The 16335-nt window shown below is 35.7% G+C and carries 17 protein-coding genes; 6 read left to right on the forward strand and 11 right to left on the reverse strand.

Annotation, left to right across the window (positions count from 1 at the left end; all coding sequences use genetic code 11):
* Window positions 1–29: 29 nt before the first annotated feature.
* Window positions 30–1289 (reverse strand): Na+/H+ antiporter, encoded by a 1260-nt coding sequence (locus OIU83_RS10550; protein ID WP_264206220.1) that lies wholly within the window; start codon window positions 1287–1289, stop codon window positions 30–32.
* A gap of 390 nt (window positions 1290–1679) precedes the next feature.
* Here OIU83_RS10550 and dnaK point away from each other — a divergent pair, with 390 nt between their 5' ends.
* The 5 genes from dnaK (at window position 1680) to OIU83_RS10575 (ending at window position 6777) form a co-directional block, all read left to right on the forward strand.
* On the forward strand, window positions 1680–3566 hold the full coding sequence (gene dnaK, locus OIU83_RS10555; protein WP_264206221.1) for a molecular chaperone DnaK: 1887 nt from the start codon (window positions 1680–1682) through the stop codon (window positions 3564–3566).
* Between the two features lie 205 nt (window positions 3567–3771).
* Window positions 3772–4326: a helix-turn-helix domain-containing protein gene (locus OIU83_RS10560; protein WP_264206222.1), complete on the forward strand. Its 555-nt coding sequence runs from the start codon at window positions 3772–3774 to the stop codon at window positions 4324–4326.
* Entirely contained in the window at window positions 4323–5579 is a 1257-nt protein-coding gene (locus OIU83_RS10565; protein ID WP_264206223.1) for a site-specific integrase, read from the forward strand. Before OIU83_RS10560 ends, OIU83_RS10565 begins: the two co-directional genes overlap by 4 nt.
* Window positions 5579–6328: a hypothetical protein gene (locus tag OIU83_RS10570; protein WP_264206224.1), complete on the forward strand. Its 750-nt coding sequence runs from the start codon at window positions 5579–5581 to the stop codon at window positions 6326–6328. Before OIU83_RS10565 ends, OIU83_RS10570 begins: the two co-directional genes overlap by 1 nt.
* Window positions 6329–6435: 107 nt before the next feature.
* A complete protein-coding gene (locus OIU83_RS10575; RefSeq protein WP_264206225.1) occupies window positions 6436–6777 on the forward strand; it encodes a helix-turn-helix domain-containing protein in 342 nt (113 codons plus the stop codon).
* A gap of 500 nt (window positions 6778–7277) precedes the next feature.
* Here OIU83_RS10575 and OIU83_RS10580 read toward each other — a convergent pair whose 3' ends face one another.
* From OIU83_RS10580 to OIU83_RS10605, 6 genes are all read right to left on the reverse strand, one after another.
* Window positions 7278–7427, reverse strand: coding sequence for an SDR family oxidoreductase (locus OIU83_RS10580; protein ID WP_319005353.1), 150 nt, complete (start codon window positions 7425–7427; stop codon window positions 7278–7280).
* A gap of 9 nt (window positions 7428–7436) precedes the next feature.
* Window positions 7437–8381, reverse strand: a complete 945-nt coding sequence (locus OIU83_RS10585; RefSeq protein ID WP_264206226.1) for an MBL fold metallo-hydrolase — start codon at window positions 8379–8381, stop codon at window positions 7437–7439.
* Between the two features lie 171 nt (window positions 8382–8552).
* Complete coding sequence (locus OIU83_RS10590; protein WP_264206227.1) at window positions 8553–8846, reverse strand: DUF1330 domain-containing protein; 294 nt, start codon at window positions 8844–8846, stop codon at window positions 8553–8555.
* Between the two features lie 108 nt (window positions 8847–8954).
* Entirely contained in the window at window positions 8955–9821 is an 867-nt protein-coding gene (locus tag OIU83_RS10595; protein WP_264206228.1) for an enoyl-CoA hydratase/isomerase family protein, read from the reverse strand.
* A 26-nt stretch (window positions 9822–9847) separates the two neighbouring features.
* Complete coding sequence (locus OIU83_RS10600; RefSeq protein WP_264206229.1) at window positions 9848–10687, reverse strand: aldo/keto reductase; 840 nt, start codon at window positions 10685–10687, stop codon at window positions 9848–9850.
* Window positions 10688–10835: 148 nt separating this feature from the next.
* Entirely contained in the window at window positions 10836–11438 is a 603-nt protein-coding gene (locus OIU83_RS10605; protein ID WP_264206230.1) for a TetR/AcrR family transcriptional regulator, read from the reverse strand.
* Window positions 11439–11894: 456 nt separating this feature from the next.
* On the opposite strand from OIU83_RS10605, the gene OIU83_RS10610 reads away from it, so the two are divergent.
* Window positions 11895–12506 (forward strand): Crp/Fnr family transcriptional regulator, encoded by a 612-nt coding sequence (locus OIU83_RS10610; RefSeq protein WP_264206231.1) that lies wholly within the window; start codon window positions 11895–11897, stop codon window positions 12504–12506.
* A 34-nt stretch (window positions 12507–12540) separates the two neighbouring features.
* Here the strand turns inward: OIU83_RS10610 and OIU83_RS10615 are convergent, their stop codons facing one another.
* The 4 genes from OIU83_RS10615 to OIU83_RS10625 all read right to left on the reverse strand — a co-directional run bounded on the left by OIU83_RS10615 (window position 12541) and on the right by OIU83_RS10625 (window position 16307).
* The gene (locus OIU83_RS10615) at window positions 12541–13203 is read right to left on the reverse strand and encodes a hypothetical protein (RefSeq protein ID WP_264206232.1); all 663 of its coding nucleotides are present in this window, start codon (window positions 13201–13203) and stop codon (window positions 12541–12543) included.
* A gap of 23 nt (window positions 13204–13226) precedes the next feature.
* Window positions 13227–14093 (reverse strand): alpha/beta fold hydrolase, encoded by an 867-nt coding sequence (locus tag OIU83_RS10620; protein WP_264206233.1) that lies wholly within the window; start codon window positions 14091–14093, stop codon window positions 13227–13229.
* A 456-nt stretch (window positions 14094–14549) separates the two neighbouring features.
* On the reverse strand, window positions 14550–14846 hold the full coding sequence (locus OIU83_RS23620; protein ID WP_404827684.1) for a LytR/AlgR family response regulator transcription factor: 297 nt from the start codon (window positions 14844–14846) through the stop codon (window positions 14550–14552).
* A gap of 306 nt (window positions 14847–15152) precedes the next feature.
* Window positions 15153–16307, reverse strand: a complete 1155-nt coding sequence (locus tag OIU83_RS10625) for an argonaute/piwi family protein (protein WP_264206234.1) — start codon at window positions 16305–16307, stop codon at window positions 15153–15155.
* Between the last annotated feature and the right edge of the window lie 28 nt (window positions 16308–16335).

Here is a 16335-nt window from a genome sequence, read left to right on the forward strand (position 1 = left end):
AAATATAAAATTGTCTGACGCTGAAATAATTATTCTCCTTTTATGTTTAGCTTTTTAACTATCCAAGGTAATGTAAGTCCTTGCCCGATAAGCGTTAAAAGTACTACAGCGACCGATATGAAGATTATGGCGCTACGATGAGGAAACGGAGTTCCGTCTTCGAGGTTTTTGGGTAATCCCATCGCAATAGCCAGAGAAACGATTCCGCGCATTCCTGACCAACTTATAATGAAGCTGTTTTTGGAATCGAGTAGGGCGTGTTCGCTAACTTTTCTTTTTTTCTTATCATTATTCTGAAATGCTTTTTGAAGATTTAATTTCTGAAGAAATACCCTCGTCATTCGGATCAATAATGCTACAATTGTTATTATTGCAGCATAGCCGATATAGGGTAATATAAGATTGTTATCGATGTTTTTAAGGATATAAGGAAAATTAAGACCTATTAGGATAAAAATTAATCCGTTTAGCAAGAAGATAATAATGTCCCAAAGACCTTTGGATTGGTTTTTTAAACTCTCGGGAAAAATTTTATTACTAAAACGTGCAATCCCAAGACCAGATATTACAACGGCTATAACTCCTGATACATGTAGGTGCTCGGCAATAAGGTAGGTTACAAAAGGCATTAGTAGCATGAAGCTAATCGTGACAATTGGATTTTTATGTACTCTCTTGAGGATAAATGCTAAGATCTTAGACATTGTAAAACCTACCAGAAATCCACCTCCCAGTAATAATATAAATTGTAATGTTGCTTCCCATATTACAAATGAATATCCTAATGCAGCTGCAACAGCAAAGCGATAGGCTACTAATGCCGAAGCATCGTTGATAAGGCTTTCGCCTTCTAGTATTGTAATGGTTTTATGTGATAATCCTAATCCTTTGGTAATGCTCATAGCGGCAACAGCATCGGTTGCAGAGAGTATGGAGCCTAATACAAATGCTAGTGGCCATGTCATTCCCGGGATCATGTAGCGTGCTACTACAGCAATCCATAGTGTAGTAAGGAATACTAATGGTATTGCCAGTGTACCGATAGTACTAAGGTTGATTTTAAAATCTTTAGGAGAGATATTAAATGAAGCATCATAAAGTAATGGAGGCAGGAAGAGTAGAAAGATAATCTCGGGATTAATTTCTATTTCGGGAATTCCGGGAATAAAACCAATAACGATCCCTACAATAACTAGTAAAATAGGGTAGGGTAATTTTATTTGATCTGCAAGTACCGAAAGACCTATTACTATGGCTAGAATAAATATAATGATGCTGTAGTTTTCCATTGTTATGGTTTTACTGTTTTTTTGTGAAGTTGCTAATTTAGCTATTTCATTAAAATGATTTGAGATTTATAAGTCATTATAGTAATAGATTATGCTAAAGTTTTTAAAATAGCACAAAATCACTAGCCCTGATAGTAGTGGTATCCTTTTTCTGGCTTTTTTGCCAGTAAAAGATATAACGGATAGCAGGAATAGCTCTTAATAATGACACTTAAAGTACTGGTGTGCCACGAATGTCAGGTTTTGAAAATGTCATGTTGTCAGATTATTTTTGATGGGTGGACAGGAAAACTGACAATTTACTTTGGTTTTTTATATTGGCACAAAGATTGACTTATGCCACTTTGAGTTGTTAAAATAAGTATACATCAAAATTAAATATATAAAAAAATGGGTAAAATAATCGGAATTGATTTAGGGACTACGAACTCTTGTGTTTCTGTAATGGAAGGTAACGAAGCAGTTGTTATTCCTAATGCAGAAGGAAAAAGAACAACGCCATCTATCATCGCTTTTGTTGAAGGTGGAGAAATTAAAGTGGGTGATCCTGCAAAAAGACAAGCGGTAACGAATCCTACAAAAACGATTGCTTCTATTAAACGTTTTATGGGACACACTTTTGCAGAGACTACAAACGAAGCAAAAAGAGTATCTTACAAAGTAGTAAAAGGTGACAACAATACTCCACGTGTGGATATTGATGGTCGTTTATATACTGCTCAAGAATTGTCTGCAATGACACTTCAAAAAATGAAAAAAACTGCTGAAGACTATTTAGGTCAAACTGTAACTGAAGCAGTTATTACTGTTCCTGCTTACTTTAATGATGCACAACGTCAAGCTACGAAAGAAGCTGGAGAAATTGCTGGTCTTAAAGTTATGCGTATCATCAATGAGCCTACAGCAGCAGCTTTGGCTTACGGATTGGATAAAAAAGGAACTGATCAAAAAATTGCTGTTTACGATTTAGGTGGAGGTACATTTGATATCTCTGTTCTTGAATTAGGAGACGGAGTTTTCGAAGTATTGTCTACAAACGGTGATACTCACTTAGGTGGAGATGATTTTGACCACGAAATTATTGACTGGTTAGCTGACGAATTCAAAGCTGAAGAAGGTATCGATTTACGTCTTGACCCAATGTCATTACAACGTTTGAAAGAGGCTGCAGAGAAAGCAAAAATTGAATTGTCTTCTGCTTCAGAAACTGAAATCAACTTGCCATACGTTACAGCTACGGCTTCTGGACCAAAACACTTAGTGAAAAAATTGTCTAGAGCTCAATTCGAAAAATTAACTGATTCTTTAGTAAAACGTTCTATGGAGCCTGTTGCTAAAGCATTAAAAGATGCAGGTTTAACTACATCTGATATTGACGAAGTTATTCTTGTTGGAGGTTCTACTCGTATGCCAAGAATTGCTGAAGAGGTTGAAAAATTCTTCGGTAAAAAAGCGTCTAAAGGAGTTAACCCTGATGAGGTTGTTGCAATTGGAGCAGCTATTCAAGGTGGAGTTTTATCTGGAGATGTAAAAGATGTATTGTTACTTGACGTTACACCTTTATCTTTAGGTATCGAAACTATGGGTGGTGTATTGACTAAATTAATTGAGTCTAATACTACTATTCCAACTAAAAAATCTCAAGTTTTCTCTACTGCTGCTGATTCTCAACCATCTGTTGAAATTCACGTATTGCAAGGTGAAAGAGCGATGGCTGCTGATAACAAAACTATCGGTCGTTTTCACTTAGATGGTATTCCACCAGCACCAAGAGGAGTTCCTCAAATCGAGGTTACTTTTGATATCGATGCAAATGGTATCATCAAAGTTTCTGCAACTGATAAAGGAACTGGAAAATCTCACGATATCCGTATCGAAGCTTCTTCTGGATTAACAGCTGAAGAAATCGAAAAAATGAAAAAAGATGCTGAAGCTAACGCTGATGCTGACAAAATAGCTAAAGAAAGAGCTGAGAAATTAAACGAAGCTGACAGTATGATTTTCCAAACAGAAAGTCAATTGAAAGAGCTAGGAAGCAAATTAGCAGACGACCATAAAGTTGCTGTTGAGTACGCTTTAACTGAATTGAGAATGGCTCACCAATCTCAAGACATTCCAGCTATTCAAACTGCTCTTGACAACATTAATGCAGCTTGGAAAACAGCTACAGAAGCAATGTACGCTCAAGGAGAACAAGGTCAACAAGCTGCTCAACCACAAGGTGGAGAGCCTCAAGGTGACAATGTTGAAGACGTTGAATTCGAAGAAGTCAAATAAGTACTGATTAACATCAGTTAATAATAAGTGCTAAACCGCTGTAAACGTAATGTTTACAGCGGTTTTTTCTTTTTGCTCATTTTCGTTTTTGCTGTTTTTTAATCGTTTTTTATCATATATTTGTACCACATTTGTACCGGCACTTAAAAGGAGACGAAGTGGCACTTATGTATACTTATGGTACCTTAATGAGGAGACAAAGGTGATGAAAAGAATAAATAAACAATGTCTTAACTGCGGCGGGGAATTTTTGCCTAAAACCGTGGCTTCTGTTTACTGCTCGCATATATGCAGTAAAAAAGCATACAAACAGAAGAGTAAGCAGCTTAGAAATGAAGCGGAGATCAAAGCACTGGCAGATAAAATACCCGAGAACAGGGCATTTATTTCTGTCCCGGAAGCTGGTATGCTTTTTGGTGTTGCCAAAAGGACCCTTTACCGGCTTGTTGGCCAGGGAAAAATTCCGTCAGTTAATCTGGGAACCCGCCTTGTAAGGATAGACCGCAGAGTCATAGAAGGGATGTTTGGTCCTGCTCGCAGCCTGCCGCAGGCTGAAATCGTACCGAAGAAAAAATTATACAGCCTTGAAAAAGAAGACTGCTATTCCATCGGCGAAATAGCCGGGAGATTTCAAATATCTGAAGGTTCTGTCTACAATCATATCAGGAAATATTCAATACCCACCAGACAGATCGGAAAGCACGTATATGCACCCAAAATGGAAATTGATAAATTGTATAACGGAAATCATTTCTTATGAAGCAACTAGCAAAAACCAAGGTTACTGTGCGTCTTCGAAAAGCAGAAGACCGAAAAGAATGGTATATTTACATAGAAAGCTATCCTGTTGAAGTTTCCGGAAAGAAGACTCCCCAGAGAATCCGTGAATATTTAAACAGGTCCGTAACAACAGTGGAGTGGGACAAGAAAAGAACTGCCCGCACAGATACAGAGGGCATAAAATCCTATAAACCCAGACGTAGCGATAACGGAATAATATTCTGCAGAAGCGAAAGCGACCGTGAAATAATGCTGTATGCTGACGCAGTTCGTAAAATCCGGCAGAAAGAATACGATAATACAGATCTGTACAGCGATGCCGATAACCTGTTGGCTGAACAGAAAGAAAAAGGAAAAGAGGATTTTATTAAATACATTGCTGCCGCTGCGGCTAAAAGACACGCTCGAAGTTCAAAATCCATTCAGATCAATTGGGAGCGGACCAGAGAATTTTTAAAAAGCTATTCAGGAGGCAGCCTTATGATTTCCCAGATTGACAGCAGAATGGCGGAAGATTTCAAATTGTTTCTGCTGGCTGCGCCTCTCGGAGGAGGCAAAAAAGGAATCCTTTCCCGCAATACTGCAGGAACGTATTTCGCCATATTTAAAGCGGCTTTGAAACAGGCCTTCATCGACGGATATTTAACCATTGATTTATCTTCAAAAATAAAAGGAATACCTGAGCAGGACACAAGGCGCGAATATCTTACAATTGAAGAATTGAATGCAGTGGCAGCAACGCCCTGTGAAAATGACGTCATTAAAAGAGCCGCACTTTTCTCAGCGCTTACAGGTCTGAGGCATTCCGATATTCAGAAGCTCAGTTGGAAAGAGATAGGCCTGGAAGCTGGCAGGGCTAAACTGCATTTCACCCAGAAAAAGACAAAGGGTGTCGAATACATGCCAATTTCCCAGCAGGCTTTGCAGCTCTGCGGAGAACCGAGGCTGCCCGGGCAGCTTGTCTTTGAGGATCTGCCGGACTCATCCTGGATTTCACGCCCTCTGAAAAAATGGGTTGAATCTGCAGGCATTAAAAAAAACATTACCTTCCACTGCTTCCGCCATACATATGCAACACTCCAGCTATCGAGCGGGACGGATATTTATACAGTCAGTAAAATGCTGGGGCATACCAACGTAAAAACTACTGAAATCTATGCCAAAGTAGTAGATGAGAAGAAAAACAGAGCTTCGCAGGCAATACAATTGGAATCTTTAAAAGACAAGCCGTAATGAAAACAAAATACTTTGAATATATTACAGTTTATCTGTCTGTTTTTTTAGTCTGTATTTTTATAGGCGCAATCGCAAGATTTGTGCTGATAGAAATGGGTGCGGATGAATATACGGCCGGCGTATTTTTCTGGATCAGCATTGGATTTGGAATCTTAATGTTTGCAATTCTAAGTTTATTTCTTAACGATTTGGCTGAGAGATTACTGAATCGTTTTTTGAAGGTGAAAAAAAATGAATCGCCTGAAAGCCTGATTCCAAGTGAAGACCTTGAAAAAATAGAAAAGGAGCGGCAGGATGTTTTAATTAAGCCCGAATTGTCTGAAAATAAAAATTCAACCAGAGATATTGAACAGATAAGGGAGCAGCAGCAAAATGTAATCAAAAATCAAAAACAAGCCAGAATTGATATTGCCATCCGTTATGCAAAGCATGAGTTCGCGCTGTACGTGTCGGATAATGATTTGAAACAATTGAGTAAAAATATAATTATATATGCTGAAGAAATAAATTTCGAAAAGATTAAACCGGTAAAAGTAAAAGATTTGTCCAATCTCGATTTGTATCATTTTGGCTGGAATATCTGGAATTGTTTTAAAGTTAGTAAACAGGAGAGAGCCGCACAATTTCTAAAATTAACTTTTGCTGACGCTTTAAAAGATGTTGAACAGAACAGCATTAAAACGCATCTGAAAGATGATGAACAGAAGGGGCTTATAAAGATAATAGAAGATTTTACAGATTTTTAAATACCAATAGTTATAAAGCACTGTGTTTTTTAAGTGTTTTTGTTGTGAAGAAGGACACAGCAAAAACACTTTTTTTATTTGCACCATAACTATTAAAAACGATAGCAATGGACATAAACGAAATCTCTTTTGAGAACCTGCCCAAAGCAGTAGCACACTTAGTGAAAGAAATTGCCGAGATTAAACTTCTGATTCAGAATGTACAGGTATATGAATCTAAAGAAAAAAGTATTCCTATTGGTATTGATGAAGTAAGCCGGTTAATAGGAAAAGCAAAGCCTACAATTTACGCTCTTGTAAGGCAACGAAAAATTCCGTGCTATAAATATGGTAAAAAGCTGTACTTTTTTGAAGAAGAAGTTTTAGAATGGATCTCTAAAGGGAAAAAGAAAACAATACAGGAAATCGAATCAGATGTATTGAAGTATGATCATAATCGAAAAAAATAGAGGGATAACAGCCAACAAAAATACTTATATCACTCCATTAGATCTTCAAAAAGCATTTAATACAAAACGATATGTTATCTACAGGGAGATAATTAATTACGTTAATTTCTTTAATGTTAGATAGTTGTATTGTTCTTAAACATACAGGTCTCTAATTAATTGAGACTGTTTTTCTTTAATTAACGGCAAAGATACCTTTTTGAACGTAACAAAAAAAGATAGCAATGCGCTATCTTTACATTGTCTATATCAGTTGGCTAAATACTACTAAAACTTCATTTAGTCAATATGTAACCTAGCAGTCTATGCTAGATTTTTAAGTGGAAAATTGCTGTACAAGTCTGTTTGTTATTAAAAATAGCCAGCTCAGAACCATTATTCTAGCAGGCTATTGGGCTTTGTTGCAGTGTTAGTCTGTCTTTTTAAAATTTGAGGAACATTTACTTCAAAAGATATGATGGTTTTTGATTAAATAAGATTAATTAAACTTTTGGATTTAATTACTTAGATAAATAAGGCATCCCACCATCAACAAGGAGTTCGGCACCAAGCATAAAAGAAGAATCGTCAGAAGTCAGAAAAATCGCTATTCTAACAATGTCAGATGGTTGCCCAATTCTGCCAGCTAATTTAATTTTAGAGTTATTTATTACGGTAGGTTAATTCTTCTTGGTAGTGCTGTAATTGTATGGGACCCATTCATACTCTTTCCCTTCTGGTCTGAAATGTCCAACACCTGGAAATGAGATATGTGCAGCTGCTATGAGATATTCTCCTTTAGCAAATTCATTATAAACTTTTTTACGCTGCTCTGCGGCTTTAGTTTTATCGAAATCATAAATGTCGAGAATTTCTGGTGCAGTTAGCTGAATAGCTTCAATGTGAATCAGATCACCAATAAATATCAATTGCTGCTGTCCACTCTTTAGTCTATATGCAGTATGACCAGATGTATGCCCAGCAGTCTCATAGGTTTCTATTCCGGGAAAAAGAATCTCTTTGTCTTCAAAAGTTTTTAATTTCCCTGAAGTAATATAGGGTTTTAAAGCCAAGAAAGCTGGTCTGTTCCATGTTATCAGGATATTGTCATTTGAATTCACTTGCTCATGAATTTTCCAGAAATCCAAATCTTTTTTATTGACGTGAATCGTTGCGTTTGGAAATACTTTTTTCCCTTTACTGATTAATCCTCCAGAATGATCGCTATGGAGATGGGTAATTAATATATCAGTTATGTCTTCGGGTTTATATCCGGCATTTTTCAAGCTTGATAACAGCATTCCTCCCTCAGGAGACATTAAATCTCCCGCACCTGCATCTACTAATATTCGCTTATCTGCAGAAATAATCAAAAACGTATTGATAGATGATTCCACTTTTTCAGGTAGAAATGCCTTTTTTAAAAGTGCAGGAATTCTAGGGTCGTTATTTAGTATTTCTTTGGCATTCGCAATTGCAGTACCATCTGATATGGCAATGACTTCAAAATCGCCAATCCACATTCGCTGATATCCTGGCTGCTGGATTATTGACTGTGCTTTTAATTGGTATGCCGCTACATTTAGCAGCAAGAAAATTAATAAAAGGATGTTATTTTTTTTCATTGTAAAATTTATTTATTAGCTAATAATTAGTATTAATCCCTTAAAATTCAATGATTTTATTGTTATTGTAGCTACTGAAATATTACCAAATTTCTAATTCCGATGAAATACTGAACTTGAATTTTTAAATTTTCATTCAGTCTCATATTCACAGTTAAGATGAGTATTGAATCACTTTTCAATTCCTTCGATAATAAACACCCGATATTCAGCTCCTTTAAGTCTGTGCTTAAGAGCTTCCTGATAAAGAGTACTGTTATACGATGCTTTGGCATCGGCAACAGTTGGGAATTCAAGGATAACCGCACCATCTACGGGCAATCCTTCGAGTGTTTCAACGGCACCGTAAAAAGCAAGTGGAGTTATAGGCTGGCCAGCTGAAGCTGCTGGAGCAGTTTCCTGGTATATTTTAAATTCTTCGGGATCAGTAATACGATCTCTGACGTAAACAATATAGGCACTCATATTTTTTAATTTTAAGTTGTAGAATCATTCAATACTTGAATGTTGTAATTTGAGCCGCAATCAACGAAATGAATGCGGCTTTAATAGTAAAGACAGATTTATAAGTTTTTATACAGTTGGGAGGTCTCCCAGACGTTCTGCAAAATTTAATTCAAAGTTGCCGACTTTCCCAAGACCTGCATCTAACATTTTGGAAAATGCTTTCCCTGCTTCAGGCCAAAGGTCAACCCCTTGAAGAATATGGTTTGACATCCAAAGGTCACCTTCTGAAGGAATTCCAGCTCTAGCATTGACCATTTTTTTGCCAGTCTCCAACGCTCGTTTTTCAAACTTTGCCATTCGTTCTGCTAAGGCATCAACGTAGGAATCAAGTTCCACATCAGCAATAGATCGATTGACAAAACCATAACGCTCGCCGATCTCTGCGTCAAAATCGTCAGCACTTAAAACAATCTCTAATGCTCTTGAACGCCCTACTAAGGCTGAAAGCCATTCAACACCACCACCACCTGGGATAGAGGAACCGCCAACTTCAACAAGTGCAAATTTTGCACGCTCTTTTGATGCAAAGCGCATATCACAGGCTAACGCAAATTCGAACCCCTGTGCTCTTGCTCGTCCTCTTACTTTTGCAATGCTAATTACTGGAGCTTGTGCAAGTCGGGTTACAAATTTTGGCCAATTGCCAAAAAATGGCATTGCACCAGGCTGATCAGGAACCGTTGTTCGATTCTCTACATCATGATGGTTCATGAAGAAATCTTCGTCTGCGCTCTCAAACACCACGACTTTCAGTTCGTTATCAGTTTCTATATTGTCCAAAAGAACGTTCAACTCTGCAAACATCTTCGGATCGAAAAGGTTCAATGGGGGATTATTTATAATAATACTCCAATATGCTGGAGATTTACGAATGATGGTTAAACGATTGTCATTTGACTTTTGTTCATTTTCTAGTATAGGTATTGTTTCCATTATGTGATAATTAGATAGAATTAATATTATTGATTTGAAAGCGTTTCAAATTCCTCATCTGATAGCGTAATACTTCCAGCTAAAAGGTTTTCTTGTAAGTGCGCAATAAATTTTGTTCCGGGAATAAGTAAAATATTCTCTGAACGTTTTAATAACCACGCTAAAGCTATTTGTGCAGTTGTAGCATTATGTTTCTCTGCAATTGCCTTTATTTTGCCTTCAAGCTTTGCTGGACCAGAAGCTAAAGGAAACCATGGAATAAAAGCCAGACCTTGTTCTGCAGTGAAATCTACTACATCTTCCCATTGTCTATCGCCTAAGTTGTACATGTTTTGCACCGATACAATTGGCAGTATTTTTTGCACCTGCTTAATTTGTTCAATAGTCACTTCTGATAAACCTACATAACGAATTTTTCCATCTTTTACGGCTTCAACAACTGGCGCCAATGTTTCTTCTACATTTACATTAGGATCAATACGGTGCAATTGCCACAGATCAATCGTGTTTACCTTTAATCGCTTTAAACTGCTTTCGATATTTTCTTTAATATGTTCCGGTGTACCATTAGGCACCCAAAGATCGGGACCAGGTCTGTTAAAACCTCCTTTTGTTGCAATTAGCGCCCCGTCTTTATAAGGATAAAGAGCTTCTGATAGTAAAGATTCATTCAGTTTAGGACCATATGCCTCAGCAGTATCGATAAAGTTTACGCCAGCTGCAACGGCTGCCTGAAGTACTTTTTTTGCATTTTCCCGATCTTCAACTTCACCAAAAACTCCTTTGCCTGTTAACTGCATTGTACCGTAACCTAAGCGGTTAATTTCAATGTCTCCAATTTTGTAAGTTAATTTGATACTTCCCATTTTAATTTAATTTTAGTGATTAATATTTAGATTATAATTTTCCTTTAATTTTATAATTTAAGTCTATGTTTGACATTAGTGTAAGTTTTTAATCGAAAAAAAACTTAATGTATAGTTTGACATTGATGTAAGTTTTTGGTCAAAAAAATTACTTAGCAAATAATCTTTTTAAAATTATTTCTTTGCGTTCTGCCATAGCTTCCTTGTAACGTTTATCAGCCACAGCTAAAATATTTTTATAAAGGGGGCCAATAACAAGAGGGTAGGTAATCAGGGAAAACAAATCAAATAAAAAGTTAAGTGGATCTGTTTTTAAAATTGTACCCTTATCCATTTCATGCTGAACAATTTTTAGAAATTTCATAAATTTTTCAGCCTTATATTCACTTAAGTCCGAGGTAAGGGGACGACAATTCATTTCAATTACCATAAAAGTATCGACATAAGGATATTTGTTTCTTGCATTAAAACTGTCTTCTATAAAATTTGAAATATTATTATAAAAAGAAGAATCGGTATCAAGTAAAAAGTTAAGACGCACTGTTAAACATTCAATAGTTTCTTTGTAGAATTTTTCCATTAGAACATCCTTGGTTCGGAAATAATAATTCACAACTGGTCTGGTAACGCCAATTTCATCTGCAATGTCCTGCATAGTAGCATGAAGTTTTCCTTCTGTAAAGAACACGCGCTTTGCAGCGGCGATAATTTGTTCCTCCATTTTTGTATCTTTTACTATTTTTTGACGCATGAGTTTGACATTAATGTAAGTGCAAAGATATAATGGAAAAATTATTGTAACAATTAATAATATGTTAAAGTTTATATTTTGGAAAATAATGCTGATCCAATAATGATGGTCATCATTATATTTAATTCTTCTATAAATAGACATCCTTAATTTTTTGCGCAAAAAAGATATCACCTGCATTAAATCATTTTGTAAGAAGAGCCATTATTCCTTTTTTACTGATAATTCTTTTTTATCGTCACCCAGATAAATTGCCAAAACTACGAGGTCAGTTTTTTCATTATTAGTGCCTTTATTAGGTCTTATTTTAAGGCAAAATTCATTTATTAAAATAGGACAGTACTATACTAATCGGAAATTTAGTGATAATTTAAGGAAAATCAGATAACTGTTATTTATTTCGGAATATTTTAAACATGCGATCACATTTCTTATATTTACTTCTTAAATACTCCAATGAATAATAATAAAGCATCAGTTAATGAAGACGTTCCGACGGAACAGTTAATTCGTTTTTTTAATGGGTATTTTGCCCTTGATAAAAAAGAATGCGAAGAGGTCGTTCGGCTGTTCTCTCAGAGGAATATAAGACGGAAAGGATTTCTTTTGCAGGAAGGTGATTTCTGCCGTCATTATTTCTTTATTGTTTCGGGCTGCTTTAAAATGTTTGCAGTAGATCCTTCGGGCAAGGAGCACAACTTGCAGTTTGCTGCAGAAAATGATTGGATAAGTGACCTGCATAGCTTTTATGCACACGAACCAAGCCGTATGCATATAGAGGCTGTAGAACCTTCTGTTATACTGCAGATTCAGCATGATGACCTGTTGTATTTATTTGTCAATTACCACAAATTCGACCGTAACTTCCGGATTATAACAGAGCGTAAGTATATCAATTTTCAAAACAGGATTCTTCAGAATATCAGTTCTACTGCTGAGGAACGCTACATTAGCTTTACTAGTGAGTATCCTGAATTAGTTAATAGGATACCTAATACACAAATTGCTTCTTATTTAGGCATAACCCCTGAGTTCCTGAGTAAAATTAGAAAAAAGATCGTGACTTAGTATTCACTTTTTAATGATTTAAGTAGGCTGATTATTATTCTTTATCAATAACAAGATCTTTAAAGAAACCTTCGGTGCCAATGTCTACAAACAGGCCGATGGCACCCTTATTAAACCTCAGATCATTTACAATTAGAGAGGGTTCTTTGCGTCCGTCTAAATACAGTTTGGCCTGTTTTCCTTTGACTACAATTTTAATAGATATCCATTTATTGAGCTCTATATCCTCATAGGATTCATAAACTCCTGGGGCAATTTTTCTGCTGTCGGTAAATTTGAAGTCGGGATAAGCAAAATATTGGGTAGATCGGTTTCTGCGAAGCTGGTCATCAACCATTGCATTTGCCGGCCTGATGTAGATGGCTTCAAATTTAGTATTATCTTCATTAATGTGAAATGCAATACCTATGAAACCACGCGCGTGAGAAGGAGCATTTTTTAGTATTTTACTTAAGACTTTTATCTCAATAATACCCTCACTAAATTCAAGGTTGTTGATTCTGACAAAAGTTGCTTCATCATCAAGAATTATAGTTGAATCTTTAACTGCCCTTATGACCTTGCTTCCGTTTACTTTACTCTGAGAAAGGTAGATTCCGACTGGTGTGAGGTTATTATCACTAAGCTTTATCTTTTGTGCAAAAAGGCATGAGCTACAAAGAAACGTCAGGATAGTATATTTAAATAAATTTCTCATCTTATATTATTTATATTGTCAATTTAATGTTGTAAAAAGTAATGTACAGCAGGCCAAGCGACAGCCCATTTTTCCAGAAAAGCGCCATGACCTGCACCGGGAATAACACTCAGCTGCCCCTTTGGAATAAATTTAGCAGCGCGGGCGGCATGTTCAACAGAAATAAAATTATCATGATCACCAATCATAACAAGCACGGGACATTTAATAGTACTGAATAGTTTTTCATCGGCTATAAGTTTATTATTGAACTCGTCCTCAACTCGTGTAAAGAGCTCAGGGAGTCTTTTTGGATCAGGCATCAGAGCCAGCTGCTGATCCCAAAAAGGTTTGTCAAGAGCCAACGCTTGCTCGACAGTAATAGCATTGGCTGGATCACCCGTATGCCTTTCACCGGCTCCAATAACTACTAGTTTTTCGACTTTGTCCGGATAAAGGCTTGCAAGCATATAGCCGGTATATCCCCCGTCGCTGAAACCAATAACAGTGGCACTGTCTTTTGTTACGGCATTTAATACAATGGTAGCATCTCTGGCTTTCAGCTGGTAGGTATGGGGCTGATTTCCCATTTCTGATTTCCCATGTCCTCTTGTAGAGATTGCTATTACCTGATGATTTACCCTCAGGCTGTCAATAAAATGGTACATCTCAAAAGTAGAGCCAAATATACCGCCATGCAGTATCAAAACAGGTTTTCCTTGACCATAAATTTCATAATAAATCTTTGTATCGTCGGATTTTATGTAATGGCCTGCTGTTGTATTGTTGCCATAGGGAGTCGTGTTTTTGGGCGTAGCAATTGACTCAAGCGCGTAACGCATTGGTTTTAGCTGCTGTGCATATAAAGAAGCAGTGAAAATTATAACTGTGGATAAAAGAAAATTTTTCATAAAGATTAATTTATTATCCTGCAAATGTAGCGCTGTAAAGACCATACGAGGAATAACATACTTTAATAAAAATACTTAAACTAGTTTAAGATTTTTGCTTTTTATGATGTTCTTCTGATCTTTTAAAATAGACAGTATGTTATTGATTTATATGTGTGGCAGCGAGCTCTGTCGCATCTAAAGTTAAGTTTTAACTTTGCCTTTTTTAAATTCTTAAATTAATGACTACAAAGGGTCATTGTTATCTAAAGTCTATTATTCTACAGGCCGTATATTTCAAGCTTGGGTTTATTTTAAGTTATATGGATGTTAAAGAGATAATGAAAATGCATGGAGTTCAGGTTGACTATTTCTTAAAAGAATCTTTACTTACCAAAAAGGCATTAATCTAAAGTGTAATGTCATGATTTTTTTTTGATTGGAAATGTTTTGAGGGCAACTACAAATAAGTCAGTATTATTTGCTATCCAGCCAGTTTTTAAAAGAAATTCCTCGTTCACGGCTCACTAATACAATTTCGTTCACAGCAGGAGTGAGCTCAAGTTTAAGTTTATAATCGAAAGACTGGGATAATTTGTGGATTGCTTTTAATGAAACAATATAATTTCTGGTCACTTTAAAAAAGTCATCAGGATTTAATTCCTGCACTAATTCATCGAGTGTTTGCCTGATAATATATCTTTGACCCGAATGCGTAGTGAGATGTACTATTTTGTTTTCAGAACTAAAATAAGCAATATCAATACTGGGTATTTATAATCGAAAAATTAAAATGTACATAAACCAAAAATGGAATATGCACTTTCATGGAATATATGTAATGTTTAATTAATAATTTAAAGACTGAATTATTGATTCATTCTGAAACCATGATTGTAAATGATCAAATAAAAAAAGCCAATGACTTCCAGAAAAACATATCGTTTTCTGAAAGTCATTGGCTCATTTGTTTAATGAAGGGCTAGATATTTTTCTGCTTACCCATATTCAAATCTAAATATATATTATTTTAATTTGTTTGACTGAGTAAAAGTTAGTGCTATGAATAGCAAATACGTCTTATCTTAAATTTAAAAAAAGTGACGAATAGTTGTAGTAAATTGATCTTATACTTGCATTTTGTAAGTTTGCATTTGTTGGATCTGCAAAAACGGCCGATATTCGATATTCAATAGAAATATTTGCTGCGGATAGTTTTATATCGCCATATTGGCCAGAGTATGTTTGCGATTGGATGTTATATTGTCTATAAATTTCAGAAGATTTATTACCCAAATTATCATATGTAAGTTCTGAATATTCCAATCCAGAATAAATATTACCACCACCTTGTATCAAATTGGTACTTATTGCAATTTCATTATTTCTAATACTAAATTTAGTATTAGTATCTGTACGAACAACAGAATATAACCTTACATACTGATTACCTGAAAATTTACAATTATTCCCCTTTAAATAAACTTCAAATATAAGTGAAGTAGGAGGAGTTAAAGTATATATTCCATTGTTTATTAAATATTCATCAAATGTTTTGAAGAGATAAACGCCATAATCAGTACTTCCAAGGGCATTTGACGGTATGGATACTTCTCTTACTAAGGTTGAGTTTATATTTGGATTTTGTAATTGTATAGCAATCAAGTTATTTGATCTCCATGTTGTGGATAAAAAATTTTGAGTATTTGTAATATCGCGAGTATCAAGAATTTTCCATCTTGAGGATCCCGATGTATGATATAAAGCACCCAATGAATCCTTCTCGATGGCTCCATTTTGGGGCGCAGTTGTTAATACTCCATTAGGTATTATTAATGGAGGAACTATCGCTGTACCGGTAACAAGAGTTACTTTATTAGAGAAAGTCCACATTCCAGAAATTATTTGCGCTTGCGATTTTATCCATGTCCACCAATTAAATAATTTTAATCGGCTTATTACTTTTTTATCCTCTGGAACTATTGCAGTAATTTGTGTTTCTGCATCTGAAGCAAGTGGTACGCTAGCATTATCGACTAAATCTTTTAAGATTTTACCCTGTCTGGCATCTAATGCTTTACCTTCAAGCGTGTAGTCAAGAGCGTTGTAGCTATCTATTTTAACATTGTTGATATCACTAAATTCTAATTCTCCACTAGCATTTGTGCCTAAGATTTTGTTTGGCTGATTTTTTTCTAAATCAGCTACTTTTATTCTGTTGTGATCGATGCTCATTTTTATATTTATTTAATGTTAATTCACG

The sequence above is a fragment of the Flavobacterium shii genome (genome assembly GCF_025847235.1).
Classification (GTDB): Bacteria; Bacteroidota; Bacteroidia; order Flavobacteriales; family Flavobacteriaceae; genus Flavobacterium; species Flavobacterium shii.

What these genes read in the sequence shown, in the direction of transcription:
- OIU83_RS10575 (WP_264206225.1), top strand. Translation starts at nt 6,436, where the DNA reads ATGGACATAAACGAAATCTCTTTTGAGAACCTGCCCAAAGCAGTAGCA.
- OIU83_RS10550 (WP_264206220.1), bottom strand. Translation starts at nt 1,289, where the DNA reads ATGGAAAACTACAGCATCATTATATTTATTCTAGCCATAGTAATAGGT.
- OIU83_RS10565 (WP_264206223.1), top strand. Translation starts at nt 4,323, where the DNA reads ATGAAGCAACTAGCAAAAACCAAGGTTACTGTGCGTCTTCGAAAAGCA.
- OIU83_RS10600 (WP_264206229.1), bottom strand. Translation starts at nt 10,687, where the DNA reads ATGGGAAGTATCAAATTAACTTACAAAATTGGAGACATTGAAATTAAC.
- OIU83_RS10595 (WP_264206228.1), bottom strand. Translation starts at nt 9,821, where the DNA reads ATGGAAACAATACCTATACTAGAAAATGAACAAAAGTCAAATGACAAT.
- OIU83_RS10570 (WP_264206224.1), top strand. Translation starts at nt 5,579, where the DNA reads ATGAAAACAAAATACTTTGAATATATTACAGTTTATCTGTCTGTTTTT.
- OIU83_RS10560 (WP_264206222.1), top strand. Translation starts at nt 3,772, where the DNA reads ATGAAAAGAATAAATAAACAATGTCTTAACTGCGGCGGGGAATTTTTG.
- OIU83_RS10620 (WP_264206233.1), bottom strand. Translation starts at nt 14,093, where the DNA reads ATGAAAAATTTTCTTTTATCCACAGTTATAATTTTCACTGCTTCTTTA.
- OIU83_RS10610 (WP_264206231.1), top strand. Translation starts at nt 11,895, where the DNA reads ATGAATAATAATAAAGCATCAGTTAATGAAGACGTTCCGACGGAACAG.
- dnaK (WP_264206221.1), top strand. Translation starts at nt 1,680, where the DNA reads ATGGGTAAAATAATCGGAATTGATTTAGGGACTACGAACTCTTGTGTT.
- OIU83_RS10590 (WP_264206227.1), bottom strand. Translation starts at nt 8,846, where the DNA reads ATGAGTGCCTATATTGTTTACGTCAGAGATCGTATTACTGATCCCGAA.
- OIU83_RS10625 (WP_264206234.1), bottom strand. Translation starts at nt 16,307, where the DNA reads ATGAGCATCGATCACAACAGAATAAAAGTAGCTGATTTAGAAAAAAAT.
- OIU83_RS10615 (WP_264206232.1), bottom strand. Translation starts at nt 13,203, where the DNA reads ATGAGAAATTTATTTAAATATACTATCCTGACGTTTCTTTGTAGCTCA.
- OIU83_RS10585 (WP_264206226.1), bottom strand. Translation starts at nt 8,381, where the DNA reads ATGAAAAAAAATAACATCCTTTTATTAATTTTCTTGCTGCTAAATGTA.
- OIU83_RS10605 (WP_264206230.1), bottom strand. Translation starts at nt 11,438, where the DNA reads ATGCGTCAAAAAATAGTAAAAGATACAAAAATGGAGGAACAAATTATC.